Source organism: Actinomadura sp. NPDC048955, from assembly GCF_040649435.1.
Taxonomy (GTDB): Bacteria; Actinomycetota; Actinomycetes; order Streptosporangiales; family Streptosporangiaceae; genus Spirillospora; species Spirillospora luteofluorescens.
The window spans coordinates 34,879-58,199 of the sequence record NZ_JBEZJI010000057.1 but is presented as its reverse complement, the minus strand read 5'-3'; the positions used below and the strand labels follow the sequence as shown (position 1 = coordinate 58,199).

The 23,321-nt window shown below is 74.3% G+C and carries 18 protein-coding genes; 5 read left to right on the top strand and 13 right to left on the bottom strand.

What is annotated here, in order from left to right; translation table 11 throughout:
• From AB0C84_RS36520 to tkt, 8 genes are all read right to left on the bottom strand, one after another.
• On the bottom strand, positions 1-506 hold a 506-nt coding region (locus AB0C84_RS36520), incomplete at its 3' end, for a 6-phosphogluconolactonase (RefSeq protein WP_361075162.1).
• Positions 503-1,579, bottom strand: coding sequence for a glucose-6-phosphate dehydrogenase assembly protein OpcA (opcA, locus tag AB0C84_RS36515; protein WP_179841825.1), 1,077 nt, complete (start codon positions 1,577-1,579; stop codon positions 503-505). The genes AB0C84_RS36520 and opcA, both read right to left, overlap by 4 nt.
• Positions 1,580-3,106, bottom strand: a complete 1,527-nt coding sequence (zwf, locus tag AB0C84_RS36510; protein ID WP_179841824.1) for a glucose-6-phosphate dehydrogenase — start codon at positions 3,104-3,106, stop codon at positions 1,580-1,582.
• A 135-nt stretch (positions 3,107-3,241) separates the two neighbouring features.
• The gene (locus tag AB0C84_RS36505) at positions 3,242-4,852 is read right to left on the bottom strand and encodes a hypothetical protein (protein ID WP_361075160.1); all 1,611 of its coding nucleotides are present in this window, start codon (positions 4,850-4,852) and stop codon (positions 3,242-3,244) included.
• Positions 4,849-6,528 carry a phosphoheptose isomerase gene (locus tag AB0C84_RS36500; protein WP_361075158.1) on the bottom strand — a complete coding sequence of 560 codons (1,680 nt, stop codon included), beginning with the start codon at positions 6,526-6,528 and terminating at the stop codon, positions 4,849-4,851. Before AB0C84_RS36500 ends, AB0C84_RS36505 begins: the two co-directional genes overlap by 4 nt.
• A gap of 125 nt (positions 6,529-6,653) precedes the next feature.
• On the bottom strand, positions 6,654-8,309 hold the full coding sequence (locus AB0C84_RS36495; RefSeq protein ID WP_361075156.1) for a glucose-6-phosphate isomerase: 1,656 nt from the start codon (positions 8,307-8,309) through the stop codon (positions 6,654-6,656).
• Positions 8,306-9,421, bottom strand: a complete 1,116-nt coding sequence (tal, locus tag AB0C84_RS36490) for a transaldolase (RefSeq protein ID WP_361075154.1) — start codon at positions 9,419-9,421, stop codon at positions 8,306-8,308. Before tal ends, AB0C84_RS36495 begins: the two co-directional genes overlap by 4 nt.
• Positions 9,422-9,509: 88 nt before the next feature.
• Positions 9,510-11,636, bottom strand: a complete 2,127-nt coding sequence (tkt, locus tag AB0C84_RS36485; protein WP_361075152.1) for a transketolase — start codon at positions 11,634-11,636, stop codon at positions 9,510-9,512.
• 595 nt (positions 11,637-12,231) lie between these two features.
• Between tkt and AB0C84_RS36480 the strand changes: the two genes are divergently transcribed.
• The 3 genes from AB0C84_RS36480 to AB0C84_RS36470 all read left to right on the top strand — a co-directional run bounded on the left by AB0C84_RS36480 (position 12,232) and on the right by AB0C84_RS36470 (position 15,566).
• Entirely contained in the window at positions 12,232-13,176 is a 945-nt protein-coding gene (locus AB0C84_RS36480) for a heme o synthase (protein ID WP_312879770.1), read from the top strand.
• A gap of 86 nt (positions 13,177-13,262) precedes the next feature.
• Positions 13,263-14,486 carry a PrsW family intramembrane metalloprotease gene (locus AB0C84_RS36475; RefSeq protein ID WP_361075150.1) on the top strand — a complete coding sequence of 408 codons (1,224 nt, stop codon included), beginning with the start codon at positions 13,263-13,265 and terminating at the stop codon, positions 14,484-14,486.
• Between the two features lie 81 nt (positions 14,487-14,567).
• Positions 14,568-15,566: a COX15/CtaA family protein gene (locus AB0C84_RS36470; RefSeq protein ID WP_179841816.1), complete on the top strand. Its 999-nt coding sequence runs from the start codon at positions 14,568-14,570 to the stop codon at positions 15,564-15,566.
• Positions 15,567-15,573: 7 nt separating this feature from the next.
• Here the strand turns inward: AB0C84_RS36470 and polX are convergent, their stop codons facing one another.
• From polX to AB0C84_RS36445, 5 genes are all read right to left on the bottom strand, one after another.
• On the bottom strand, positions 15,574-17,292 hold the full coding sequence (gene polX / locus AB0C84_RS36465; protein WP_361075148.1) for a DNA polymerase/3'-5' exonuclease PolX: 1,719 nt from the start codon (positions 17,290-17,292) through the stop codon (positions 15,574-15,576).
• A 38-nt stretch (positions 17,293-17,330) separates the two neighbouring features.
• Positions 17,331-18,167: a proteasome subunit beta gene (gene prcB / locus AB0C84_RS36460; protein ID WP_361075146.1), complete on the bottom strand. Its 837-nt coding sequence runs from the start codon at positions 18,165-18,167 to the stop codon at positions 17,331-17,333.
• Between the two features lie 71 nt (positions 18,168-18,238).
• Positions 18,239-19,198 (bottom strand): DMT family transporter, encoded by a 960-nt coding sequence (locus AB0C84_RS36455; RefSeq protein WP_361075144.1) that lies wholly within the window; start codon positions 19,196-19,198, stop codon positions 18,239-18,241.
• 3 nt (positions 19,199-19,201) lie between these two features.
• Complete coding sequence (locus tag AB0C84_RS36450) at positions 19,202-19,918, bottom strand: ABC transporter permease (RefSeq protein WP_179849096.1); 717 nt, start codon at positions 19,916-19,918, stop codon at positions 19,202-19,204.
• Positions 19,919-19,968: 50 nt separating this feature from the next.
• Positions 19,969-20,895, bottom strand: a complete 927-nt coding sequence (locus tag AB0C84_RS36445; protein ID WP_361075142.1) for an ABC transporter ATP-binding protein — start codon at positions 20,893-20,895, stop codon at positions 19,969-19,971.
• Positions 20,896-21,068: 173 nt separating this feature from the next.
• Here AB0C84_RS36445 and AB0C84_RS36440 point away from each other — a divergent pair, with 173 nt between their 5' ends.
• The gene (locus tag AB0C84_RS36440; protein ID WP_361075140.1) at positions 21,069-22,310 is read left to right on the top strand and encodes an arginine deiminase; all 1,242 of its coding nucleotides are present in this window, start codon (positions 21,069-21,071) and stop codon (positions 22,308-22,310) included.
• The gene (gene argF / locus AB0C84_RS36435; RefSeq protein ID WP_361075138.1) at positions 22,310-23,311 is read left to right on the top strand and encodes an ornithine carbamoyltransferase; all 1,002 of its coding nucleotides are present in this window, start codon (positions 22,310-22,312) and stop codon (positions 23,309-23,311) included. The genes AB0C84_RS36440 and argF overlap by 1 nt, the downstream gene beginning before the upstream one ends.
• Positions 23,312-23,321: the final 10 nt, after the last annotated feature.

Genomic DNA, 23,321 nt, shown 5'->3' with positions numbered 1-23,321 from the left:
TCGCCCCGCGCCGCCAGCCCCGGCACCCCCCCCGCCCCGGGCCCGCCGGGGCCCCCCCCCACAAACCCCCCGTCGACGGCCGTACCGGGGCCGTCGCCGGGCCCGGCGACGGCCCGCAGCTCCGCGGCGTACCGCTCGGCCGCGGCCTCCGGATCGTCGCCGTCCGGGCCGTCCGCCGCCGGCATCGCGTGCACCCGCGCAGGGTCGAGCGGGACGTGGTCGAGCAGCGCCTGCCGCGCCCCGGTCTCGTTGCGCTCGGGGTCGCCGGAGGGCAGGAAGCGCTCGTCGCCCCACCACACGTCCACCCGGCCCCAGTCGACCGCGTCGCGGACGCCCGTGGCGGCCAGCGCGGCGAGCACCGCCGTGCCGACGCCGCCGCCGGTCAGCACGACCGACGCCGTGCCGCGCGCCGCCTGGGCGTCGGCGATCCGCGTCACCAGCCGGGCCGCGGCGGCCTCGGCGAGCAGGGCCTGGTCGTCGTGGACCAGGACGGTCGGGGAGCTCATGCGTCCCCCGACCTGCCGCGCCCCTTGCGGGACGGCTGCTTGGACTCCGCCCGCCCGGACGCGGGCTGCCTGGACCCTGCCTGCTTCTTGGCGGGGCCCGTCTGGGCCGCGTCGGACGTCGCCGACACCGGCTCGCTCGCCACGCCGGGCTTCTGCGACCCGCCCGCCAGGTCCTTGGCGAACCGGGCGGCGGCGTCGCGGTAGACCTCGTCGGGGTCGAGGCGCCGCAGCTCCTCGGCCAGCAGCTCCGCCATCGGCCGCCGCATCAGCGACACCTGCCGGTCGGGCTGGCCGGGGCGGCTCAGCGTCGCGACCCGCCCGTCCGGGCGGTCGATCACGAGGTCGCCGCTCGTCGTCGCCAGCCGGACGCCGGTGATGCCCGGGCCCTCGGAGACCGTCCGGTCCACCGGGACGCCGAGCCGGACCGACAGCCACGCGGCCAGCAGCTCCGCGCTCGGGGAGTCCGGCTCGGCCATCACCTCGCCGGCCGTGATCTCGTCGTGCTCCTGGTCGAGCGCCGCGGCCAGCAGCGAGCGCCAGGAGGTCAGCCGGGTCCAGGTGAAGTCGGTGTCGCCCGGCCGGTAGCCCTCGGCGAGCTGGGCGAGGGTGCCGAGCCGGTCGCGCGCCGCGTAGGCGTCGGTCACCCGGCGCTGCGCCAGCCGGCCGAGCGGATCCTTGGCGGGCACCTTCGGCACCTTGCCGCCGGGCCACCACGTCACCACCGGGGTGTCGGGCATCAGCAGCGGCACGACGACGGAGTCGGCGTGCTCGGCGAGCGGCCCGTACATGCGCAGCAGCACCGTCTCGCCGGGGCCCGTCTCGCCCATCCGGATCTCGGCGTCGAGCCGCGAGGAGCTGCCCCGCGGGTCGCGCGAGATGACGGTCAGCACCCGGCAGGGGTGCTCGCGCGCCGCCTCGGTCGCGGCGCGCACCGCGTCGTACTGCGCCGACTCGTCCGTCACGATGATCAGTGTGAGCACCATGCCGACGGCCGGGCCGCCCATCAGATGCCGGGACTGCGTCAGCGCGTCCTGGATCTTGCGGGTCGTCGTACCGGTCAGATCGATGTTCATCTAGAGCCGCCTCCAGGTTCGGCCGTCCCGCGCCATCAGCTCGTCGGCGCTGTCGGGCCCGTAGCCGCCGGACTTGTACTGGTCGAGGCCGCCGCGGCTCGCCCAGTACTCCTCGATCGGGTCGAGGATCTTCCAGGACAGCTCGACCTCCTCCTGCCGGGGGAACAGCGGGGGGTCGCCGATCAGCACGTCCAGCAGCAGCCGCTCGTACGCCTCGGGCGAGGCCTCGGTGAACGACTCGCCGTAGGCGAAGTCCATGTTGACGTCGCGGATCTCCATCGAGGTGCCGGGCACCTTCGAGCCGAACCGGACCGTGATGCCCTCGTCCGGCTGCACCCGCATCACCAGGGCGTTCTGCCCGAGCTCCTCGGTGTCGGTGTGCGAGAACGGCAGGTGCGGCGCCTGCTGGAACACCATCGCCACCTCCGTCACCCGGCGGCTCAGCCGCTTGCCGGTGCGCAGGTAGAACGGGACGCCCGCCCAGCGGCGGTTGTCGATCTCCAGCTTGACCGCCGCGTAGGTCTCGGTGCGCGAGTCGGCGGGGATGCCCTCCTCCTCCAGGTACCCCTGGACGCTCACGCCGCCCTGCCAGCCCGCCGCGTACTGCCCGCGGGCGGTCGACTGGGCCAGGTCGCCCCGCACCCGCACCGCGGAAAGGATCTTGGCCTTCTCGGCGCGGACGGCGTCGGCGCTGAACGACGTCGGCTCCTCCATCGCCGTGAGCGCCAGCAGCTGCAGCAGGTGGTTCTGGATGACGTCGCGGGCGGCGCCGATGCCGTCGTAGTATCCGGCCCGGCCGCCGATCCCGATGTCCTCGGCCATCGTGATCTGCACGTGGTCGACGAACGAGCGGTTCCAGATCGGCTCGAACATCGTGTTGGCGAACCGCAGCGCCAGGATGTTCTGCACCGTCTCCTTGCCGAGGTAGTGGTCGATCCGGAAGATCGCCTCCTCGGGGAACACGCGGTGCACGGTGTCGTTCAGCTCCACCGCGGTCTTCAGGTCGCGGCCGAAGGGCTTCTCGATGACGACCCGGCGCCACGAGCCCTCCTCGCGGTCGGCCAGGCCGCTGCGCTGCAGCTGCTCGACCACCTGCGGGAAGAACTTCGGGGGGATCGACAGGTAGAAGGCGTAGTTGCCGCCCGTGCCGCGGCTCTCGTCCAGCTCCTTGACCGCCATCGCCAGCGCGTCGAACGCGCCCGGGTCGCTGAACTCGCCGGGGACGAAGTGCATGCCCTCCATCAGGTGCGTCCACACGTCCTCGCGGAACGGGGTCCGCGCGTGGGCCTTCACCGACTCGTACGCGATCTGGCGGAAGTCCTCGTTCTCCCAGTCGCGCCGCGCGAATCCCACCAGGGAGAAGCCCGGCGGCAGCAGCCCTCGGTTCGCCAGGTCGTAGATCGCCGGGAGGAGCTTCTTGCGCGACAGGTCCCCGGTGACCCCGAACAGCACGAGCACGCACGGCCCGGCCACCCGCGGCAGGCGCTTGTCCCGCGGGTCGCGGAGCGGATTGGCTGTGTTGGTCACGTGGCCCCCTCTGATCGCACTGCGCCTTCTTCGACTACTGCTGCAAGCATCCTGCCCCAACTCGTATCGCGGGCCCCAACTCGGAACCGCCCCCTGACCGGCCAGAGTCTCCGGTGGTCCCCGGTGTGTGAGCGCTCATATGTCCCCTCTGGCGGCGTCGAGCAGCCGGGTCAGCCCCGCCCAGCGGTTCTGCAAGTGGAGCCGGACCACCGGGCGCCCCGCCGCGCGCGCGTCGCGGGCGTCTCCGAGCGCCCGCGCGAGCTGCAGCATGCCGAGCCTGTGGTGCCGGCCGGGGACCGGGACGTCGCGGACGACGTTCCCGGTCACCAGAAGGTAAACGCATCCGTCCGGGTGATCATTTCCGCTCGCGGGCGGCCGCGCGCCCCAGTCCACCCGCACCGGCCGCCCGCAGCGGGCGGCGAGCAGCGCGGCGAGCCGCCGCACCTGCGCGCCCTGCCCGCGGGCCTCGTCCGGGTCGAGGTAGGCGACGAGCGCGAGGTGCTCGCCGGGCCCGACCCGGCCGGCCAGCGCGTCCAGCAGCGCGGCGAGCCCGGACGTTCCGGCCAGCGCCGGGACGGTCGTGTGGGCCTCGACCGCGCGCCCGGGGTCGCCGTCGGCGAACAGCGGCTCGCCGGTCCCGTCGTCCAGCGTCATCGGGGCGGGCCGCTCCGCCGCCGCCAGGGGGTCGGCCTCCAGCAGGTAGGACGCCACGGCGGCGGCGTACTCCCACACGACGAGCTGCGCGGCGAGCGGCCCGGCGATCGTGGCGTCGTCCTGGTGCGGGCGGCCGTCGAACGTCAGCAGGAACAGGTCGTCGTCGGGCTGCAGCGGCATGCCCCCGTCCTGGACGACCGGCGCCAGCCGGCCGCGGGCCGCCTCCCGCAGGAGCCGCGCCGCCCATCCGGCGACGCCCGGCAGCGCCGCCGGGTAGCCGCCGAGCACGGCCGTCCGCCGCCCGGCCCGGGCCGCGCCGCCGAGGATGGCGCCGAGCACGAGCCCCGGGTTGTTCTCCGGCCGCGTCAGCGACGGCAGGACGGCGGTGGCCTCTTCCAGCAGCGTGGCGATGTCGGCGCCCGCGAGCGCGGCGGGCACCAGCGCGTAGGGGGACAGCGCGCCGAACGCGGTGGGCGCCGGAGCCTCCACCAGCGGGAGGCCCGCCTCCGTCGCGTGCTTGGCCGCGGCCGCGCCCGGCTCGGCGACCGTGACGAACCGGCGCGCGATCCCGTCGGGGGACAGGCCCTCCTCCCGCAGCGCCTCCGCGAACACCTCGCGCAGCGCCTCGGTCGCCGGGTCGTCGCCGGTCACCACGAACGCCGTCCGGTTCAGCCGCTCCGGGTCCTCCCGGATGCGCAGGGGCGCCCCCGGGTCCGGGCCGTCCAGCACCGTCAGCGAACCGCGGCCGCCCTCCGCGGCGGCGCCGGCGCGGACGATCAGCTCGGCGGCGCGGGCGGGGGCGCCGGCGCCGAGCAGCACCACGTCGGTCAGCCCGTCCTCGCGGGCCCGCGCGCGCAGCAGTTCGGCACGGTCCAAAACCGCGCGGCCGGGACCGGGCTGCCCCGGCCAGCACAGCGGGCGGCCCTCCACCCCGGCGGTGGCGGCCGACGGCCACAGCGACGCGTCCTCCGAGGCGAGCCGGACCGGCACCTGGTCGATCCACAACCGGCCCATGACCCGCTCGGCGGCCTCCTTCAGCGGGCCGCGCGCGGTGATGGCCGTCTCCCCCGAGACGACGGCGGTGAAGCTCACGGTCTGCGCGCCCCCGCCACCGCGCGGACCGCCTCGATCAGCCGTCCCGCGCCGTCCACCGGGTTGCGCAGGTGCAGCCGGATGACCGGCAGCCGCCGGGCGCGCAGCGCCCGCAGCTCGCCGAGGGCGCGCGCGGTCTGCAGCTGCGCCAGGCTGTAGGGGCGCCCGGGGACGGGGTGCGCGGCCAGCGCGTCCCCCGGCGCGGGGTCGCCGGTGATGATCAGGAACGCGCCGTTGCCCGGACCGTCCTTGTGCACCGGGCCCGTCGCGTGCGGGTAGCCGGGCCCCGGCCCGTAGGCGACCGGGCGGCCGGACGCGCGGGCCAGCGACGGCGCGAGGTAGCGCCCGGAGAAGTCGCCCGACAGGTACGTCATGACCGCCAGGTAGCCGTCGGACGGCACCGAGGCGACCAGCCCGCCGAGGACGGTCTGCAGCTCGGCGCCGGGCGGCCACGGGAAGTCGGCGTGCACCTCGATGTCGTCCTCGACGTACACGGGCCGCTCCGCCGTGAGCGACCCGCCCGCGACCGTGCGCAGCAGCGTGGCGGCGTCGTCCTCGGCCTCCTGGACGACCGTGCTGCCCGCCTCGAAGGGGTTGACGCCGAGCAGCCACCCGGCGACCGCCGTCGCGTACTCCCACAGCAGGAACTGCGCGCCGAGCGGCGCCCACACCGAGGTGTCGGACTCGTCCTGCGCCGCCGAGCGCGGATTGATCGACACGCCGTGCACGTCGGGGAAGTCGCCCCGCCCGCCCGGCGGCTCGAAGGCCAGTACCCCGCGCCCCCGCTTGCCGGTGCCGACCGCGAGCAGCTGGGAGATCCACGCGCTCAGCGCGCCCGGCCCGCCCGGCTCGCGCAGCAGGACCTTGTCGCGGGCGAGGCCGCCCGGCCCCTGCTGGGCGCAGCCGCCGATGACGGCGCCGAGCAGCAGACCCGGGTTGTCCTCGTCCTTGGACAGCGACGGCACCAGCGACGCCGCCTCCTCCAGCAGCCGGTCGGCGTCCGCGCCCGCGAGCACGGCGGGGACCAGCCCGTAGGCGGACAGGGCGCCGTAGTGCCCGGGGAGGTAGGGGTCGGTCAGCCCGATCCGGTAGCCGCACTGGCGGGCGAAGTCGTGCAGCGGGCTGCCGTGGTCGGTGATGACGAGGAACCGGCCGGCGATCTCCCGTTCCGACAGCCCCCGCTCCCGGAACGCGGCCGCGAAGATCCGGCGGTAGGCGTCGCCCTCCAGGGACACGCCCGCCTTGCTGGCGAGCACGACCAGCGTGCGGTCGAGCCGCTCCATCGCGAACGCGAGCGCGGCGGTGTCGCCGCCGTCCAGGACGGTCAGCTCCCCGGACGGCCGCTCGGCGCCGCCGGCGCCCGCCAGCGCGGGCGCGTGCGCCTCCATGACGGCCTGCGCGGCGAGGCTCTCCGCGCCGACGCCGATCAGCACGATGTGGTCGAGGCCCGAGTACCGTGCCTCCGACACCAGGCCGCCCACCTGGTTCAGCAGGCCGCGGGAGGCGAACGGCAGGTCGAGCCAGCCCAGCCGGCTGTGGTCGACCGCCCGCCGCCCCCACAGCTGGGGGTCCTTGGCGGCCAGTGCGCCGGGGACGCCGCAGCTCACGAGGTAGTCCCGCGCCTGCAGCGCCGAGTCCAGCACGTCGCCGCGCGTGAGTACGTCGAATCCTGACACCGTTTTCCTCCCGGCCCCCATCGTTTCAGGAGAGAAAGGGCATCCGCGACCATCTCCGTTGATCTTCTTGGTCGCTTCCCGGATCCGGCCGGTCACCTCGCGCCGACGCGGCCGGACCCGGTGGGTCAGCCGAGCGCCGCGGCGAGGCCGCCGAGGCCCTCCGCGCGGTCGCGCAGGTGGATCCGGAAGGCGGGGCGGCCGAGCGAGCGCAGCACCCGCAGGTCGCCGAACGCCTGGGCGAGCTGCAGCTCGCCCAGGCTGTAGGGCTTGCCCGGCACCGCGACGTCGTCGGTGACCGCACCGGTGACCTGCAGGAACGCGCCGTTCGCCGGGCCGCCCTTGTGGTACTGCCCGGCCGTGTGCAGGCAGCGGGGTCCCCACCCGAACGTGACGGGGGCCGGATTCCTGCGGACCTTGGCGGCCCGCGCGGCCAGCAGGGGCCGCAGCTCCGCCGCCGCGGCGTCCCCGGACCGGTCCAGGTAGGCCAGGAGCGCCAGGTAGCCGCCCTCCGGGACGTCCTCCAGGAGGACGTCCAGCGCCTCGCCGAGGGTCTGCGCGCCGCGCAGCGCGTCCTCGGGGGCGTGCACCTCGACGGCGCCCTCGACCAGCTCGGGAGGCCGGTGCACCACCGTCGGCGCGGCGCCCTCCTCCGAGCGCAGCAGCGCCGCCGTGCTCTCCCGCGACTCGACGACGTCGGGCTCGGCGAACGGGTCGACCCCGGTCACCCGGCACGCCACCGCGACCGCGTACTCCCACAGCAGGAACTGCGCGCCGAGCGGCCCGGCGACGCTGACGCCCGCCTCGCGCCCGGGGCCCGGCTCGTCCGGGCGGCGGCCGAGGATGACGCGCCGCAGCTCCCCGGTCAGCTCGAAGCCGGGCGCGTCGACGCCCTCCACCACGACCGGGAGCAGGCCCTTGCCGTCCTTGCCCATCGCTCCGGCGACCAGCTGCTCCGCCCACGCGGCGAAGCCCTCCAGGCCGGAGCCGAGGTCGGCGATCACCAGCTTGTCGCGGGCGCCGAGCGCCGAGGAGCCGAGCGCCGCGCCGAGCGCCAGCGCCGGATTGTCGTAGGGCTGCCGCAGCACCGCCGCGAACCTGGCCGCCTCGTCCAGCAGGGCCTCGACGTCCGCGCCCGCGAGCGCCGCGGGGACCAGCGACCTCGCGCCGAGCGCGCCGAAGCGGCCGTCGACGTCGGGCTCGGCCAGGACGAGATGGTGCCCGACGTCGCCCGCCGCCCGCTGGAGGCCGGAGCCCTCCTCGGCCACGACGACGAACCGGCGCGCCAGCTCGGCGCCCTTCAGCCCGGCCTCGGAGAAGGCGCGCCCGAAGACGCGCCGGAGCGACTCGGCCTCGACGCTCTCGTCGGCCACGACGACGAGCGTCCGGTCCACGCCGCCGGCCAGGACCGCGGACACCTCGTGCGGATCGGTGGTGTCGAGGACCGTCAGGTCCGCGCCCGCCGTCCGGCAGATCGCGTCCGCGGCCAGCGCCGCGCCCCCGGACGCGGCCAGCACGACCCGGTCGAGCCCGGCGGAGCGGACCTCGCCCACCAGGCCCGACAGCCGGTCGCTCAGGTACCGCGAGGTCTCCGGCAGGCCCAGCCAGCCGAGCCGGCGGGCGGCGAGCGGAGCCGCGTCCGGCCCCCACAGCTTGGCGTTGCGGGACACCAGCGAGCCCGGCACGCCGTCGGAGACGAGACGGTCCAGGACCGTCTCGCTCTCGTCGACGACGGCGCCGCGGATGGTGACCGAGATCCCCCCGGCGGTCACCACCGAGGTCACGCGCCGGCCTTCTTGGACTCCAGCTCGCCGGTGATGGTGTCGAGGAGTTCCTTCCAGGACGCCTCGAACTTCTCGACGCCCTCCTCCTCCAGCACGCGCACGACGTCGTCGTAATCGACGCCGGCGTCCTTCAGCGCGGCCATGTGCGCGCGGGCGTCGTCGTAGGCGCCCCGGACGGTGTCGCCGCGGACCTGGCCGTGGTCGGCCTCCGCCACCAGCGTCGCCTCAGGCATCGTGTTGACCGTGCCCGGTGCGACCAGCTCGTCCACGTACAGCGTGTCGCTGAGGTCGGGGTCCTTCACGCCGGTCGAGGCCCACAGCGGCCGCTGGGGACGGGCCCCGGCGTCCTTGAGCGCCTTCCACCGGTCGGTGCCCGACTTCTCCTCGTAGAGGGCGTAGGCGAGCCGGGCGTTGGCGAGGCCCGCCTTCGAGCGCAGCGCCTTCGCCTCGTCCGAGCCGATCTTGTCGAGACGCTTGTCGATCTCGGTGTCCACCCGGCTGACGAAGAACGAGGCCACCGAGGCGATCTTCGACAGGTCGTGGCCGTTCTCCCGGGCCTTCTCCAGGCCGGCGAAGAACGCGTCGATGACCTTGCCGTAGCGCTCCAGCGAGAAGATCAGCGTCACGTTCACGCTGATGCCCTCGGCCAGCGCCGCGGTGATCGCCGGCAGGCCCTGCTCCGTCGCCGGGATCTTGATGAGCAGGTTGGGCCGGTCGACCATCCACCACAGGGCACGCGCCTCGGCGATCGTGCGGCGGGTGTCGCGGGCCACCCGCGGGTCGACCTCGATCGACACGCGGCCGTCCAGGCCCTCCGTCCGGTCGTAGACCGGGCGCAGCACGTCGCAGCCCCACCGGATGTCGTAGGTGGTGATCGCGCGGGACGCCTCCTCGACGTCCACGCCGCGCACCGCGAGGTCGCGGACCTGCTCGTCGTAGGCGTCGCCCTTGCTCAGCGCCTTCGCGAAGATCGTCGGGTTGGACGTGACGCCGACGACGTGCCTGTCCTTGACCAGCTCCGCCAGATTGCCCGAACGCAGCCGCTCCCGGCTGATGTCGTCCAGCCAGATCGACACGCCCTCGCCGGAGAGCTCTTTCAGATTGTCGCTCATCGTTTTCTCCTCGTCGTCTTCGTCGTCCGCCGGGGGAGGGCGGCGGCGCCCGGGGTGCCCGGGCGCCGCCCGCCTCGCGGGCTCCCGCTCAGTTGCCGGTCGTCTCGCCCTGCCCGGCGTTCCGCACGCCGGCCTTGATGAGACTGGCCTTGGCCGCCGCCACCACGCGCTCGGGCGTGATGCCGAACTGCAGGAACAGGGTCTTGTAGTCGGCCGAGGCGCCGAAGTGCTCCAGGCTCACCGACTCGCCGGCGTCGCCGACGTAGCCGCGCCAGCCGAGCGCCACGCCGGCCTCGACCGAGACCCGGGCGCGCACGCCCGGCGGCAGGACCTCCTGCCGGTAGGCGTCGGTCTGCTCCTCGAACCACTCCACGCACGGCATCGACACCACGCGGGTCGGGGTGCCCTCGGACTGCAGCGTCGCGCGCGCCTGCAGCGCCAGCTCCACCTCGCTGCCGGTCGCGATGATGATCACCTCGGGCCGCCCGCCCTCGGCGTCGGCCAGCACGTAGCCGCCCTTGGCGGCGCCCTCCGCGGACGCGATCTCGCCGCCGCGCTCCAGCGTCGCCAGCTTCTGCCGGGTCAGCGCCAGCCCCGCCGGGCGGTCGGTGTGCCGCAGGACGGTCCGCCACGCCACCGCCGTCTCGTTGGCGTCGGCAGGGCGGACGACGTCCAGCCCGGGGATCGCCCGCAGCGCCCACAGGTGCTCGACGGGCTGGTGGGTCGGCCCGTCCTCGCCGAGGCCGATCGAGTCGTGCGTCCAGACGAAGGTGACCGGCAGCTTCATCAGCGCCGCCAGCCGGACCGCCGGGCGCATGTAGTCACTGAAGATCAGGAACGTGCCGCCGTAGGGGCGGGTGCCGCCGTGCAGCGCGATGCCGTTGCAGATCGCGGCCATCGCGTGCTCGCGGACGCCGAAGTGCAGCGTGCGGCCGTAGCGGTGCCCGGGGAACTCCTTGGTCTGGAACTCCTCCGGGATGAAGGACGGCTCGCCCTTCATCGTCGTGTTGTTGCTCTCCGCGAGGTCGGCCGAGCCGCCCCACAGCTCCGGCAGCGCCGGCGCCAGCGACGCCAGCACCTCCCCGGACGCCGCGCGGGTCGCGATGGACTTGCCCGCCTCGAACCGCGGGAGCGCGTCCTCCCAGCCGGCCGGAAGCGTCCGGGACGAGATCCGCTCGAACTCCGCGGCCCGCTCGGGGTTCGCGGAGCGCCACGCCTCGAACGCCTTGGCCCACTCGGCGTGGTCGGCGCGGCCCCGGTCGGACACGGCGCGGGCGTGGGCCAGCACGTCCTCGGGGACATGGAAGCTCTCGGCCGGGTCCATGCCGAGGACCTGCTTGGTCGCGGCGACCTCGTCGGCGCCGAGCGCCGAACCGTGGATCTTGCCGGTGTTCTTCTTGTTCGGCGCCGGCCAGCCGATGATCGTGCGCAGCGCGATGAAGGACGGGCGGGACGTGTCGGCCTTGGCCGCCGCGAACGCCTTGGCCAGCGCGGCGACGTTCTCCGCGTAGTCGCCGTCCTGCGTCCAGTCGACGTGGTGGACGTCCCAGCCGTAGGCCGCGTACCGGGCGCGCACGTCCTCCGACAGCGCGATCGCCGTGTCGTCCTCGATCGAGATGTGGTTGTCGTCGTAGAGCAGGACCAGGTTGCCCAGCCGCTGGTGCGCCGCCAGGGCGCTCGCCTCGTGGCTGATGCCCTCCTCGATGTCGCCGTCGGACGCGAACGCCCAGATGGTGTGGTCGAAGGGGGACTCGCCCTCCGGCGCGTCCGGGTCGAACAGGCCGCGCTCGCGGCGGGCCGCCATCGCCATGCCCACGGCGTTGGCGACGCCCTGCCCGAGGGGCCCGGTGGTGGTCTCCACGCCCGCGGTGTGCCCGTACTCGGGGTGGCCGGGGGTGAGGCTGCCCCACTTGCGCAGCGACTTCAGGTCGTCCAGCGTCATCGGGTAGCCCGACAGGTACAGCTGGATGTAGAGGGTCAGGCTGGAGTGTCCGCAGGACAACACGAACCTGTCCCGCCCGGCCCAGTCCGGGTCCGTCGGGTCGTGCCGCAGGAACCGCTGGAAGAGAAGGTAGGCGGCCGGCGCGAGGCTCATCGCCGTCCCTGGGTGACCGGAGCCCGCCTCCTCGACCGCGTCCATGGCGAGGGCGCGGATCACGTCCACCGCGCGCCGGTCCTGGTCGGACCACTCAAACGTGCTGTTGTCCCTGCTCACGGAAACGCCAGGCTCCTCTCGAACCGGTGTCAAAATAACCACTCTGTAATGTTGTGCGCCGGAGGTGCTGTGCGCGGGCTGCCCCGCGGACGACCCCCACACAGGACAACGCCCGGCGGTGCGGCGCCTCTTCCCCCCGCCCCGCACGGCCGCACGGGCGCGGTCGCGAAGATCATGCCCGCGCCCAGCCGCGAGCCTATCGCGCGGGAGGGCCGCCGCAGGCGGGTCGGGGGACCGCTGCGCCGCGCGCCGGGCATCGGGCCGCGACGCTCATGCACCCTTGCCCGAACGCCTCGCGGACTAACCCCCCGCACGGGTGATCCGGCGGGTGATCCGGGGTCCGGGCGGGCCGGCCGGCATCGCGCCCGGCGCGTCCGGCGACCCGGTGCGCGCCCCCCGGAGGGGGCGGACTACAGTGATTGCGCGGCTGACGCCAGCGGCCGCGGCAAGACGACCAAGCCGAAGTCGCACCCAGCCGAGGCCGGCCCGATCGCGGGGCACCGCCAGGGTGGTATCGATTTCCCATCCCTAGTCAGACGTGGACCCGATTGTGACGGTGCTCAGTAACAAGCGCGGGATCGACCTGGACGAGCAGGTGCCGGAGGCGCCCGCGTCCAGGCTCGCGCCGCCCCCCGCCGAGCGGGCCGCCCGGCGCGCGCCCCTCGCGAGCGTGCGCGCCTACGTGGCGCTGACCAAGCCGCGCGTGATCGAGCTGCTCTTGATCACGACCATCCCGGTGATGTTCCTGGCGGACCGGGGCGTGCCGCCGCTGTCCACCGTGCTGCTGACGCTGGCGTTCGGCACCATGTCCGCCGGCGCCGCCAACGCGGTCAACTGCTACATCGACCGCGACATCGACGCCAAGATGCGCCGCACCCGGCGCCGCCCGCTGGCCCGCCACCAGGTCACCCCGGCCCGCGCCCTGATCTTCGGGGTGACGCTGGCGGTGCTGTCCACCGCCGGGTTCCTGCTCGCGGTCAACCCGGTCGCCGCCGCCGGGTCGCTGTTCGCGATCCTGTTCTACGTCTTCGTCTACTCGCTGCTGCTCAAGCGGCGCACCTCGCAGAACGTCGTCTGGGGCGGCATCGCAGGGTGCATGCCCGTCCTCATCGGCTGGGCCGCCGTCACCGGGAGCGTCGCCTGGACGCCGCTCGTCCTGTTCGGCGTGGTGTTCTTCTGGACGCCGCCGCACACCTGGACGCTCGCGATGCGCTACCGCGAGGACTACGCCGTCGCCAAGGTCCCGATGCTGCCGGTCGTCGCGTCCGAGCGGCGCGTCGTGGTCGAGAGCCTCGTCTACACCTACGCGACCGTCGCGTGCTCGCTGCTGCTGTGGCCCGTCGCCGGGATGGGCCCGGTCTACGGGGCCGTCGCCGTCGTGCTCGGCCTGGTCTTCCTGGCCGAGGGCCACCGGCTGCTGAAGGCCGTGCGCGCCGGGGTCACCGGCGTCCACCTGCGGCCGATGCGCTTCTTCCACCTGTCGAACGTCTACCTGGCGCTGCTGTTCACCGCCGTGGCGGTCGACCCGCTCCTGCACTGACCGGCGCGCTCCCGCCCCGGGCCGGCGCGGGAGGCGGCCGCCGGCGCTTGCGCGATCGGTGCGACCTGCCGTTACGCTTCGACGTTATGGCGAGCATGGATCCCAAGGCGGTGCTCGAAGGCCGTGTCCCCGGGCGGCCTCCGGTCGGCCTGATCCTCGGCATGACCGTGTCCGGGCTGTGCGCCGTCGTCGCGCTCGGCACCGAGGCCGCGCTCGGCGGGGCCGGCTTCTGGGTCGGGGTGCTCCTCGCCATCCTGCCGATCCCGGTGCTGATCGCCCTCGCCCTCACCCTCGACCGGCTGGAGCCCGAGCCGCCGCGCGCCCTCGCCTTCGCCTTCATGTGGGGCGCGGGCGTCGCCGTGCTGGGCGCCCTCGTGCTCAACACCGCCGGGATGCTGTACGTGACCGTGCCCATCTTCGGCGAGACGGAGGGCCACTTCGTCAGCGCCGCGATCGGCGCGCCGATCATCGAGGAGACGCTGAAGGGCGCCGTCCTGTTCGGCATGCTGTGGTTCCGCCGCAACGAGATCGACGGGTTCGCCGACGGGATCATCTACGCCGCCATGGTCGGGCTCGGCTTCGCCATGCTGGAGAACGTCACCTACTACATGCGGGCGTTCGAGGACGGCGGCGCGCAGCAGCTCCAGGCGGTGTTCGTCCTGCGCGGCCTGATCGCGCCGCTCAGCCACCCGCTGTTCACCTCGATGACGGGCCTCGGCGTCGCCTACGCCGCCACGCACCGGCGCGGCCAGATCCTCGCGCCGCTCGCCGGGCTGCTCGGCGCGATGGTGCTGCACGGGCTGTGGAACGGCGCGGCCGCGTTCGGGCTCGGCGGCCTCGGCATCGTCTACGTGCTGGACTTCTGCGTCCTGGTCGCGCTGATCGTCATCGTGTTCGTCGAGCGGCGCGGCACCGTGCGCCGGATCGAGGCCTACCTGCCGATGTACGCGGGGACGGGCCTGGTGACGCCGCAGGACGTGCGGATGCTGCGCTCCATCCCCTCCCGCCGCGCCGCCCGCCGCTGGGCCCGCTCGGTCGGCGGCGCGCCCGCCGGGCGCGCCATGGTCGACTACCAGCTCGCCGCGACGGAGCTGGCGTTGCTGCACAAGCGCGCCGACCGCGGCGTCGCGGACCAGCGCTGGTTCGTGGCCCGCCGCGACTCGCTGCTCGCACTGATGTCGATGGCCAGGCAGGCGTTCCTGCGCACCCCGCCGCGCCCGGGAGCGGGCCTTCAGGCCGGACCGCCGTGGGCGCGGCAGGGGCCGTCGGGGTTCCTGCCGCCGCGGCCGCCCGGCCCGTACGGCGCCTGACCCGACGCCGCGCGCGGAGCGGGGCGGGGGAGGGCGGGGGCCGGGTCACGGTCACGGGGACCCGGCCATACGATTGGTGCCGTGGCAGAGCGAGAGTCGTCCAACCTCCTGATCCGGACCTGGAACGCCGTGTGGCGCCCGACGCCCGGGTCCCTGCGGCTGCTCGCGCTGATCGGCGTCATCGGCAACGTGGTGATCGTCGTCAGCGGCGGCGCCGTCCGCGTCACCAAGTCCGGCCTCGGCTGCCCCGACTGGCCGCGCTGCTCCGGCGACAGCCTGGTGCCGACCCACAATCCCGAGCACCACGTGCTCAACATGTCGATCGAGTTCGGCAACCGCCTGATCACCTTCGTGGTGCTGGGCGTCGGCGTGCTGGTGTTCGTCGCCGCGCTGCGGCTGCGCCCGCGCCGCCGGAGCCTGGTGCGGTGGGCGCTGGCCCAGCCGATGAGCGTGGTCGCCCAGGCGGTGATCGGCGGCATCGTCGTGCTGACCAAGCTGCACCCGGCGGCCGTCTCGCTGCACTTCCTGGTCTCACCGGCCCTGCTGGTGTTCTGCGTCGCGCTGTGGATCCGCGCGGGGGAGGGCGACGAGCCGCCCCGGCCGCTCGCCGGGCCCTGGACGCGCCGCCTCGCCGCCGCGCTGCTGGTCTCCTGCGCGGCGGTGCTCGTCGCGGGCACCGTCGTCACCGGCACCGGCCCGCACGCGGGCGACGCCGAGTCGCGCCGGTACGGCTTCGACATCACCGACGTCGCCCGCATCCACGGCGAACTGGCGTGGCTCGCCATCGCGCTGACGGTGCTCGCCATCGTCGTCCTGCACCGCACGGGAGCGCCCGCCGCCGCGCGCCGCCGCGCCCACGAGCTGGCCGGGCTGATCGTCGCGCAGGGCGCCGTCGGCTACGTCCAGTACTTCCTCGGCGTCCCCGCCGGCCTGGTGCTGCTGCACATGCTCGGCGCGGTGCTGATGTGGATCGCGGCGTTCCGCCTGTTCTTCGCCCTGCGCGACCGGGGCCCCGTCCCCGCCGCCGCGGGACCCGCCCCGGTGGCCCCGCGGCCCGCCGAGGCCCCCCAGCCCGCCTGAGCCGCGCTCAGGCCTTGCGCAGGAACGCGCGCAGACGCTCCAGCGGCCAGGTGTTGATGACGTCGTCGGGGGTCAGCCAGCCCCGCTGGGCGGTGCCGACGCCGTAGCGGATGTTGCGGTGGTGGCCGACCGAGTGGGCGTCGGTGTCGATGGAGAACTTCACGCCGAACCGCTTCGCGCGGCGGACCAGGTCGGCGGGCAGGTCGAGGCGGTCGGGGAAGGAGTCGACCTCCATCGCGGTGCCGGTGCGGGCGGCGGCGCGGAACACCTCGTCCCAGTCGGCGTTCACCGGCGCCCGGCGGCCGATGCTGCGGGCGGTGGGGTGGCCGATCACGTGGACGTGGGGGTTCTCGCACGCGCGGACGAGCCGCCGGGTCATGCTCGCCTCGTCCTGCGTGAAGTGGGAGTGGACGGAGGCGACGCACACGTCGAAGCCGGACAGGAAGTCGGCGTCCCAGTCGACGCCGCCGTCGGGGTCGATGTTGAGCTCGGTGCCGTGCAGGAGCGTGAGGCCGGGGAACCGGTCCCGCAGTTCGGCGATCCGCGCGCGCTGGGCGAGCATCTTCTCGTCGGTCATGCGCTGCATGACCAGGTTCGGCGCGTGGTCGGTGATCGCGTAGTACTCCAGGCCGCGGTCCAGCGCGGCGGCGGCCATGTCCTCCAGGGAGGCGACGCCGTCGGTCAGGTCGGTATGGCTGTGCAGGTCGCCGCGCAGGTCCTCGACGGTCACAAGGCGGGGCAGCTCGTCCTCGAGCGCCGCCTCGATCTCCCCGGCGTCCTCGCGGAGGGTGGGGTGGATCCAGGGCAGGCCGAGGCGCTCGTAGACCTCCTCCTCGGTCTTGGACACGATCAGCTCGTCGGTCCCGGCGTGGAACAGCCCGTACTCCGACAGCCTGAGCCCCGCCTTCACGGCGATCTCGCGGGTGCGGATGTTGTGGGCCTGCGAGCCGGTGAAGTACTGGAGCGCGGCGCCCCACGACTCGGGCGGGACGACCCTCAGGTCGACCTGCAGGCCCCGGGAGGTGCGGATCGAGGTCTTCTTGTCGCCGCCCGCGATCACCTCCGCGACGAACGGGAGCGCGGTGAACGCCTCCATGACCGGGCGCGGGTCGAGCGAGGCGGCCAGCACGTCCACGTCGCCGATCGTCTCGCGCATCCGGCGCAGCGAGCCGGCGTGCGCGCAGCGCTCCACCTGGGGCAGCGCGGAGAGGACGGCGACGATCTCGTCGGCGACGCCCGCCGCGGCGTCGACCAGCACGCGCTCGCCGGAGCCGCGCATCAGCTCGATGCCGTGGAGGATGTTCTCCTCGGTCTTGGCGCCGAAGCCCTTGAGCCCGCGGAGCCGGCCCTCCTCGACGGCGGCGGCCAGCTCGTCCACCGAGGAGATGCCGAGCGCCTCGTAGACGGCGAGGGCCTTCTTCGGGCCGAGCGTGGGGATGGCGGTGAGCGTGCGGACCCCGGCGGGGATCTGCGCGCGCAGCTCCTCCACCTGCCGGATCGTGCCGGTGGTGTTGTAGTCGAGGAGCTTCTTGGCGATCGCGTCGCCCACCCCCGAGATCTCGCGCAGCCCGGCCAGGTCGAGGCCGGCGATGTCGCCCGGGTGCCCCGCGACCGCCCGCGCCGCCTTCTCGTACGCCCTGATCTTGAACGCGTCGCCGCCCGTGATGGACAGCAGATCGGCCAGTTCCTGGATGAGGGCCGCAGCCTCGTCGTTCGCCCGTGCCATGGGCCGAGTCTAGAAGCCGGGTACGACGGTTCCGGCGCTCAGCGCAGGGGCGCGACGGGGCCGCCGGGCCGCTCGGTCCGGCCGCGCACGACGTCCTCGCTGATCGCCGCCACCTGCTCGTCGGGCAGCCGCCGGTAGCCGTCGGCGGTGACGACCGCGATCGTCGGGTAGATGCGCCGGGCCGGGTCGGGGCCGCCGGTGGCGGTGTCGTCGTCGGCCGCGTCGTAGAGGGCCTGGACGCACACGGTGGCGGCGTCCTCCAGGGACAGGTCGTCGCGGTAGAGCTTCTTCAGCGCGCCGGTCGCGTACGGGGAGCCGGAGCCGTCCGCGTGGAAGCCGCGGGCCTCCTGCGGGGCGCCGGTGATGTCGTAGGTGTAGATCCGCGCGTCGCCGGAGCCGGGGTCGAGGCCGGCGAACAGCGGGACGACCGCGAGCCCCTGGAGGGCCTGCGCGAGGTTGGCCTGGATCACGGCGCCGAGGCGGCGGGCCTTGCCCGGCAGCGACAGCGGGACGGTCTCCATCTTCTCGTAGTGCTCCAGCTCCACCTGGAACAGCCGGACCATCTCCAGCGCAAGCCCGACGGTCCCCGCGAAGGCGACGGCGGAGTACTCGTCGGCGCGCTGCACCTTGTCGAGCTCGCGGTAGGCGATGCGGTGGCCCTGCGTGGCGCGCCGGTCGCCGGCCATCATGACGCCGCCCGGGAACGTCAGCGCCAGGACCGTCGTCCCGTGCGGCAGCTCGGGCGCGTCCCCCTTGGGCACCCGGTTGACGGGCAGCAGCTCAGGGGAGTGCAGGCGCAGGAAGTCGACGAACGACGCCGACCCCGCCTCGAAGAACTCGGGCGGAATCCCCTGGTCCTCGCTCCGGCCGATCACGGCGGCTCCTCTCCGGCTTGATGATCGCGACGTCCCGATCCTTCCACGCTGCCACACGGGGCCGCCACCGCTCAGGCCTCGGGCGCCTCGGGAGGCTCCTTCTGGCTCCGGGTCGCGCCCGCGCAGGCGACGATGACGCAGCAGATCGCGATCCACTGGCGGCCCGTGAGGATCTCGCCGAGCAGCGCCACGCCGACGAGCGCCGCCACGGCGGGCTCCAGGCTCATGAGGATCCCGAAGACACGGGCGGGCATCCGCCGCAGCGCCTCCAGTTCGAGCGAGTACGGGATCACCGACGACAGCAGCCCGACGCCGAGGCCGATCAGCACCAGCCGCGGGTCCAGCAGGGCGGAGCCCGCGGACGCCACCCCGAGCGGGAGGATGGCGACGGTCCCGACGACGCTGGCGAGCGCCAGGCCGGTGGAGCCGGGGAAGCGCCGGCCGGTCGCGGCGGTGAGCACGATGTAGCCCGCCCAGCACGCCCCCGCCAGCAGCGCGAACGCGATGCCGACCGGGTCGAGCGCGCCGGCGCCGCCCCGGGCCAGCAGGACGACGCCGGCCCCCGCCAGCACGACCCACAGCGCGTCGCGGGGGCGCCGGGAGGCGACGATCGAGACCAGGAGCGGCCCGAGGAACTCGATCGTGACCGCGACGCCCAGCGGGATCCGCGAGAACGACTGGTAGATCGAGAAGTTCATCAGCGCCAGCGCCAGGCCGAAGACGGCGGCGATCGCGAGGCTGGAGCGCGAGTGGTCGCGCAGGACGGTCCGCAGCGCCTTGCGGGTGAGGAACCCCAGCACGATCGCCGAGGTCAGCAGCCGCATCGTCACGACGGCGCTCGGCGGCAGCCGGTCGAACAGGTGCTTGGCGAGGCCCGCCCCGACCTGGAGGGAGATGATGCCCATCAGGATCAGCGCGGGCGGCGGCACCGACCCGAGCGACAGCTGCCGCGACGGCAGCGCCCGCGCCCGGGAAGGCCGGGAGGCGCGTGACGCGCCGCCGAACGAGCCGGGTGCGTCAGACAGGGCCATGTGCTACTCCCACCTGAAGAAGCGGGCGGCCAGGACGAGGCCCGCGACGGCCCACACGGCGAGGACCGCCAGCGGCTTGCCCGGGAACGCGGAGCCGTGCTGGAGGACCTGGCGCAGCCCGTCGGAGAGCGCCGAGATCGGCAGCAGCTCCAGGGCGGACCGCACCCCGCCGGGGAACCGGTCCAGAGGGAAGACGACGCCGCCGAGGGCGAGCAGCAGGACGTAGACGAGGTTGGCGGCGGCGAGGGTGGCCTCGGCGCGCAGCGTCCCGGCCATGAGCAGCCCGAACCCGCTGAACGCGGCGGTGCCGAGCAGCAGCAGGACGACCACCGAGGCGGGGTCGCCGTGCGGGTGCCAGCCGAGGGCCAGCGCCACCGCGCAGACCACGGCGGCCTGCACGGCCTCGACCGCGACCACGCTGAGCGTCTTGGCGGCGATGAGCCCGCCGCGCGGCAGCGGGGTCGCGCCGAGCCGCTTGAGGACGCCGTAGCGCCGCTCGAACCCGGTGCCGATGGCCTGGCCGGTGAAGGCGGTGGACATCACCGCGAGGGCGAGGATGCCGGGCGCGAGGAAGTCGACGCGGCGGCCCGCGCCGAGGTCGACCAGGGACGTGGCGCTGAACAGCGCGAGCAGCACCACCGGGATGATCAGCGTGAGCAGCAGCTGCTCGCCGTTGCGCAGCACGGCGCGGAACTCGTAGCCGGCCTGGGAGAGGATCATCCGCGGCAGCGGCGCGGCACCCGGCGCGGGGGCGAGGTCCAGCGGGGTCGTCACGAGCGCAGCTCCCGTCCGGTGAGTTCCAGGAAGACGTCCTCCAGCGTGCGCCGCTCGATCCGCAGGTCCTCGGTCATGACGCCGTGCGAGGCGCACCAGGCGGTGACCGTGGCCAGCAGCTCGGGCCGGACGTCGGCCTCGATCAGGTAGTGCCCGGCGGGCGACTCCTTGGCGGCGCTCCCGGCGGGCAGCGCCGCGAGCAGCTCCTCCAGGCCGAGGCCGGGGCGGGCGCGGAACCGCAGCTGCCGCTCGGCGCCGGTCAGCTCCTCGGGGGTGCCCTGGGCCACGACCCTGCCGCCGTCGACGATCACGACGTGGTCGGAGAGGCGCTCGGCCTCCTCCATGTTGTGCGTGGTGAGCACGACCGACACCCCCGCGGCGCGCAGCTCGCCGATCAGCTCCCAGGTGGCGTGCCTGGCCTGGGGGTCGAGCCCGGTGGTGGGCTCGTCGAGGAAGACCAGCTCGGGCCGCCCGACCACGGCGACGGCGAGGGAGAGCCGCTGCTGCTGCCCGCCCGACATCCGCCGGAACGGGGTGCGGGCGTGCCCGCTGAGGCCGAGCCGCTCCAGCAGGGCGGAGGCGTCGAGCGGCGCGGTGTGGAACGAGGCGACGAGCCGCAGGAACTCGCCGGCCCGGGCGGTGCCCGGCACGCCGCCGGACTGCGGCATGACCCCGACCCGCGGGCGCAGGGCGCGCCCGTCGGCGGCGGGGTCGAGTCCGAGGACGCGGACGGTGCCCGCGTCGGCCCGCCGGAACCCCTCGCAGATCTCGATCGTGGTGGTCTTGCCGGCTCCGTTCGGGCCGAGCAGCGCGGTGACCTCGCCCCGGGCGGCGCTGAGCGACAGGCCGTCCACGGCCGTCACCGCGCCGTAGCGCTTGGCGAGCGAGTGCAGTTCGACCGCGCCGTCTCCGGGGGGTGTCATGGTGTCGAGTTTAGGTCCGGGGCAGGACAGCTCCGCGCCCGGTCCCGGCGGTCTCCGCGCGAGGCCGCGGTCGAGCCCTCCGGTGGAAGTCGATCTAGTTTCGCCGCCGCGCCCGGGGGAATCCGCGATCTGGGGGAGCCGCGGCGCCGTGGCCGGGCTCCGGGGAGGTGGGGATGGCGTTCCGCGTCGATTCGGAGGTCGGCCGGCTCCGGGAGGTGCTGCTGCACCGGCCCGAGCTGTCGCTGAAGCGGCTCACCCCCTCCAACGCCGCCGGGCTGCTGTTCGACGACGTGCTGTGGGTCAGGCGGGCGGTGGAGGAGCACGAGGAGTTCGAGGACGTGCTGCGCGCCCAGGGCGTGCGGACGCACCTGCTGATCGACCTGCTGGGCGAGACCGTGAGCATCCCCGAGGCGCGGCGGCACATCCTCGACAGGGTGGTCGACCCGCACTGGTTCGGCCCGCTGGCCACCGACGCGATCCGCAACTGCTTCGACGCCATGGACGTGGCGGAGCTGGCCGCGTTCCTGATCGGCGGCATCACCAAGCGGGAGATGCTGGAGCGGATGCCCGAGCCGGCGTCCATCGCGTTCCACTCCATCGGGATGGACGGGTTCGTCCTGCCGCCGCTGCCCAACCACCTGTTCACCCGCGACACGTCCTGCTGGATCTACGACGGCGTGTCGATCAACACGATGCGCATGAAGGCCCGGATGCGCGAGACGGTGAACATGGAGGCGGTGTACCGCTGGCACCCGCTGTTCGCGACCGGCTACGACCGGCCCTCCGAGGGCGGGTACCACGTGTGGAACCGCGGCACCGCGATGGCGCCGGCGACGCTGGAGGGCGGCGACGTGCTGATCCTCGGGAACGGCGCCGTGCTGGTCGGGATGAGCGAGCGCACGCAGCCGCAGGCCGTGGAGATGCTGGCGCAGTCGCTGTTCGCCGCGGGCTCCTGCGACCGGATCGTCGCCCTGCGGATGCCGCGCAAGCGGGCGTTCATGCACCTGGACACGGTCATGACGATGGTCGACCACGGGGTGTTCACCAAGTACGCGGGGATGGGCATGCTGCCGTCCCACACCGTGGAGCCCGGCGACACCGAGAAGGAGCTCAAGATCACCGACCATCCGGCGGAGGACATGCACCGGGCGGTCGCCGCGGCGCTCGGGCTGGACGACATCAGGGTCCTCACCCCCACCCAGGACGTGTTCGCCGCGGAGCGCGAGCAGTGGGACGACGGCGCGAACGTGCTGGCCGTCTCGCCCGGCGTGGTCATCGCCTACGAGCGCAACGCCACGAGCAACCACCACCTGGACCGCGCCGGCGTCGAGGTGATCACGATCCGCGGCAGCGAGCTCGGCCGGGGCCGCGGCGGCCCGCGCTGCATGAGCTGCCCGCTCGTCCGGGACGCCTGATGGCGGCCGGCCTGCGCGGGCGCAGCCTCCTGAAGGAGCTCGACCTCACGCCCGGCGAGTTCGGGTACCTCCTCGACCTGGCGGCCGACCTGAAGGCCGCCAAGCGCGGCGGGACGGAGACGCAGGCGCTGACGGGCAGGAACATCGCGCTCATCTTCGAGAAGACCTCCACCCGCACCCGCTGCGCGTTCGAGGTCGCCGCGCACGATCAGGGCGCCCACGTCACCTACCTCGACCCAACCGGGACGCAGATCGGCCACAAGGAGTCGATGAAGGACACGGCGCGCGTCCTCGGGCGGATGTACGACGGCATCGAGTACCGGGGGTCCAGCCAGAGGCGCATCGAGGAACTGGCCGAGCACGCGGGCGTCCCCGTGTGGAACGGCCTGACCGACGAGTGGCACCCGACGCAGATGCTCGCCGACATGCTCACCATGCGCGAGCACGGCGGCAGGCCGCTGCGTGAGGTCACGTACGCCTACCTGGGCGACGCGCGCAACAACATGGGGCATTCCTACGTGGCGGCCGGGGCGCTGCTCGGGATGGACGTCCGCATCGTCGCCCCGCGCGGCCTCTGGCCCGACGAGGAGACGGTCCTCGGGCCGTCCCGCGCGGTCGCGGCCGGGACGGGCGCGAGCGTCACCGTCACCGAGGACGTCGCGGACGGCGTGCGCGGCGCCGACTTCGTCATCACCGACGTGTGGGTGTCGATGGGCGAGCCGGCCGAGGTGTGGGACGAGCGGATCGCGCTGCTCCGGCCCTACCAGGTCAACGCCGAGGTCATGCGGGCGACGGGCAACCCGGCCGCCAGGTTCATGCACTGCCTGCCGGCGTTCCACGACCGGGGGACGGCCGTGGGGGAGGAGATCTACCGCAGGACCGGCCTGGACGCTCTGGAGGTCACCGACGAGGTGTTCGAGTCCGAGGCGTCGATCGTCTTCGACGAGGCCGAGAACCGGATGCACACGATCAAGGCGGTCATGGTGGCGACGCTCGGCTGAGCGGGGGCCG

Excerpts from the sequence above, each read along its gene's own strand:
- AB0C84_RS36455 (WP_361075144.1), bottom strand. The coding sequence starts at position 19,198 with ATGGCCCTGTCTGACGCACCCGGCTCGTTCGGCGGCGCGTCACGCGCC.
- AB0C84_RS36440 (WP_361075140.1), top strand. The coding sequence starts at position 21,069 with ATGGCGTTCCGCGTCGATTCGGAGGTCGGCCGGCTCCGGGAGGTGCTG.
- polX (WP_361075148.1), bottom strand. The coding sequence starts at position 17,292 with ATGGCACGGGCGAACGACGAGGCTGCGGCCCTCATCCAGGAACTGGCC.
- AB0C84_RS36445 (WP_361075142.1), bottom strand. The coding sequence starts at position 20,895 with ATGACACCCCCCGGAGACGGCGCGGTCGAACTGCACTCGCTCGCCAAG.
- AB0C84_RS36475 (WP_361075150.1), top strand. The coding sequence starts at position 13,263 with ATGGCGAGCATGGATCCCAAGGCGGTGCTCGAAGGCCGTGTCCCCGGG.
- AB0C84_RS36450 (WP_179849096.1), bottom strand. The coding sequence starts at position 19,918 with ATGATCCTCTCCCAGGCCGGCTACGAGTTCCGCGCCGTGCTGCGCAAC.
- opcA (WP_179841825.1), bottom strand. The coding sequence starts at position 1,579 with ATGAACATCGATCTGACCGGTACGACGACCCGCAAGATCCAGGACGCG.
- argF (WP_361075138.1), top strand. The coding sequence starts at position 22,310 with ATGGCGGCCGGCCTGCGCGGGCGCAGCCTCCTGAAGGAGCTCGACCTC.
- tal (WP_361075154.1), bottom strand. The coding sequence starts at position 9,421 with ATGAGCGACAATCTGAAAGAGCTCTCCGGCGAGGGCGTGTCGATCTGG.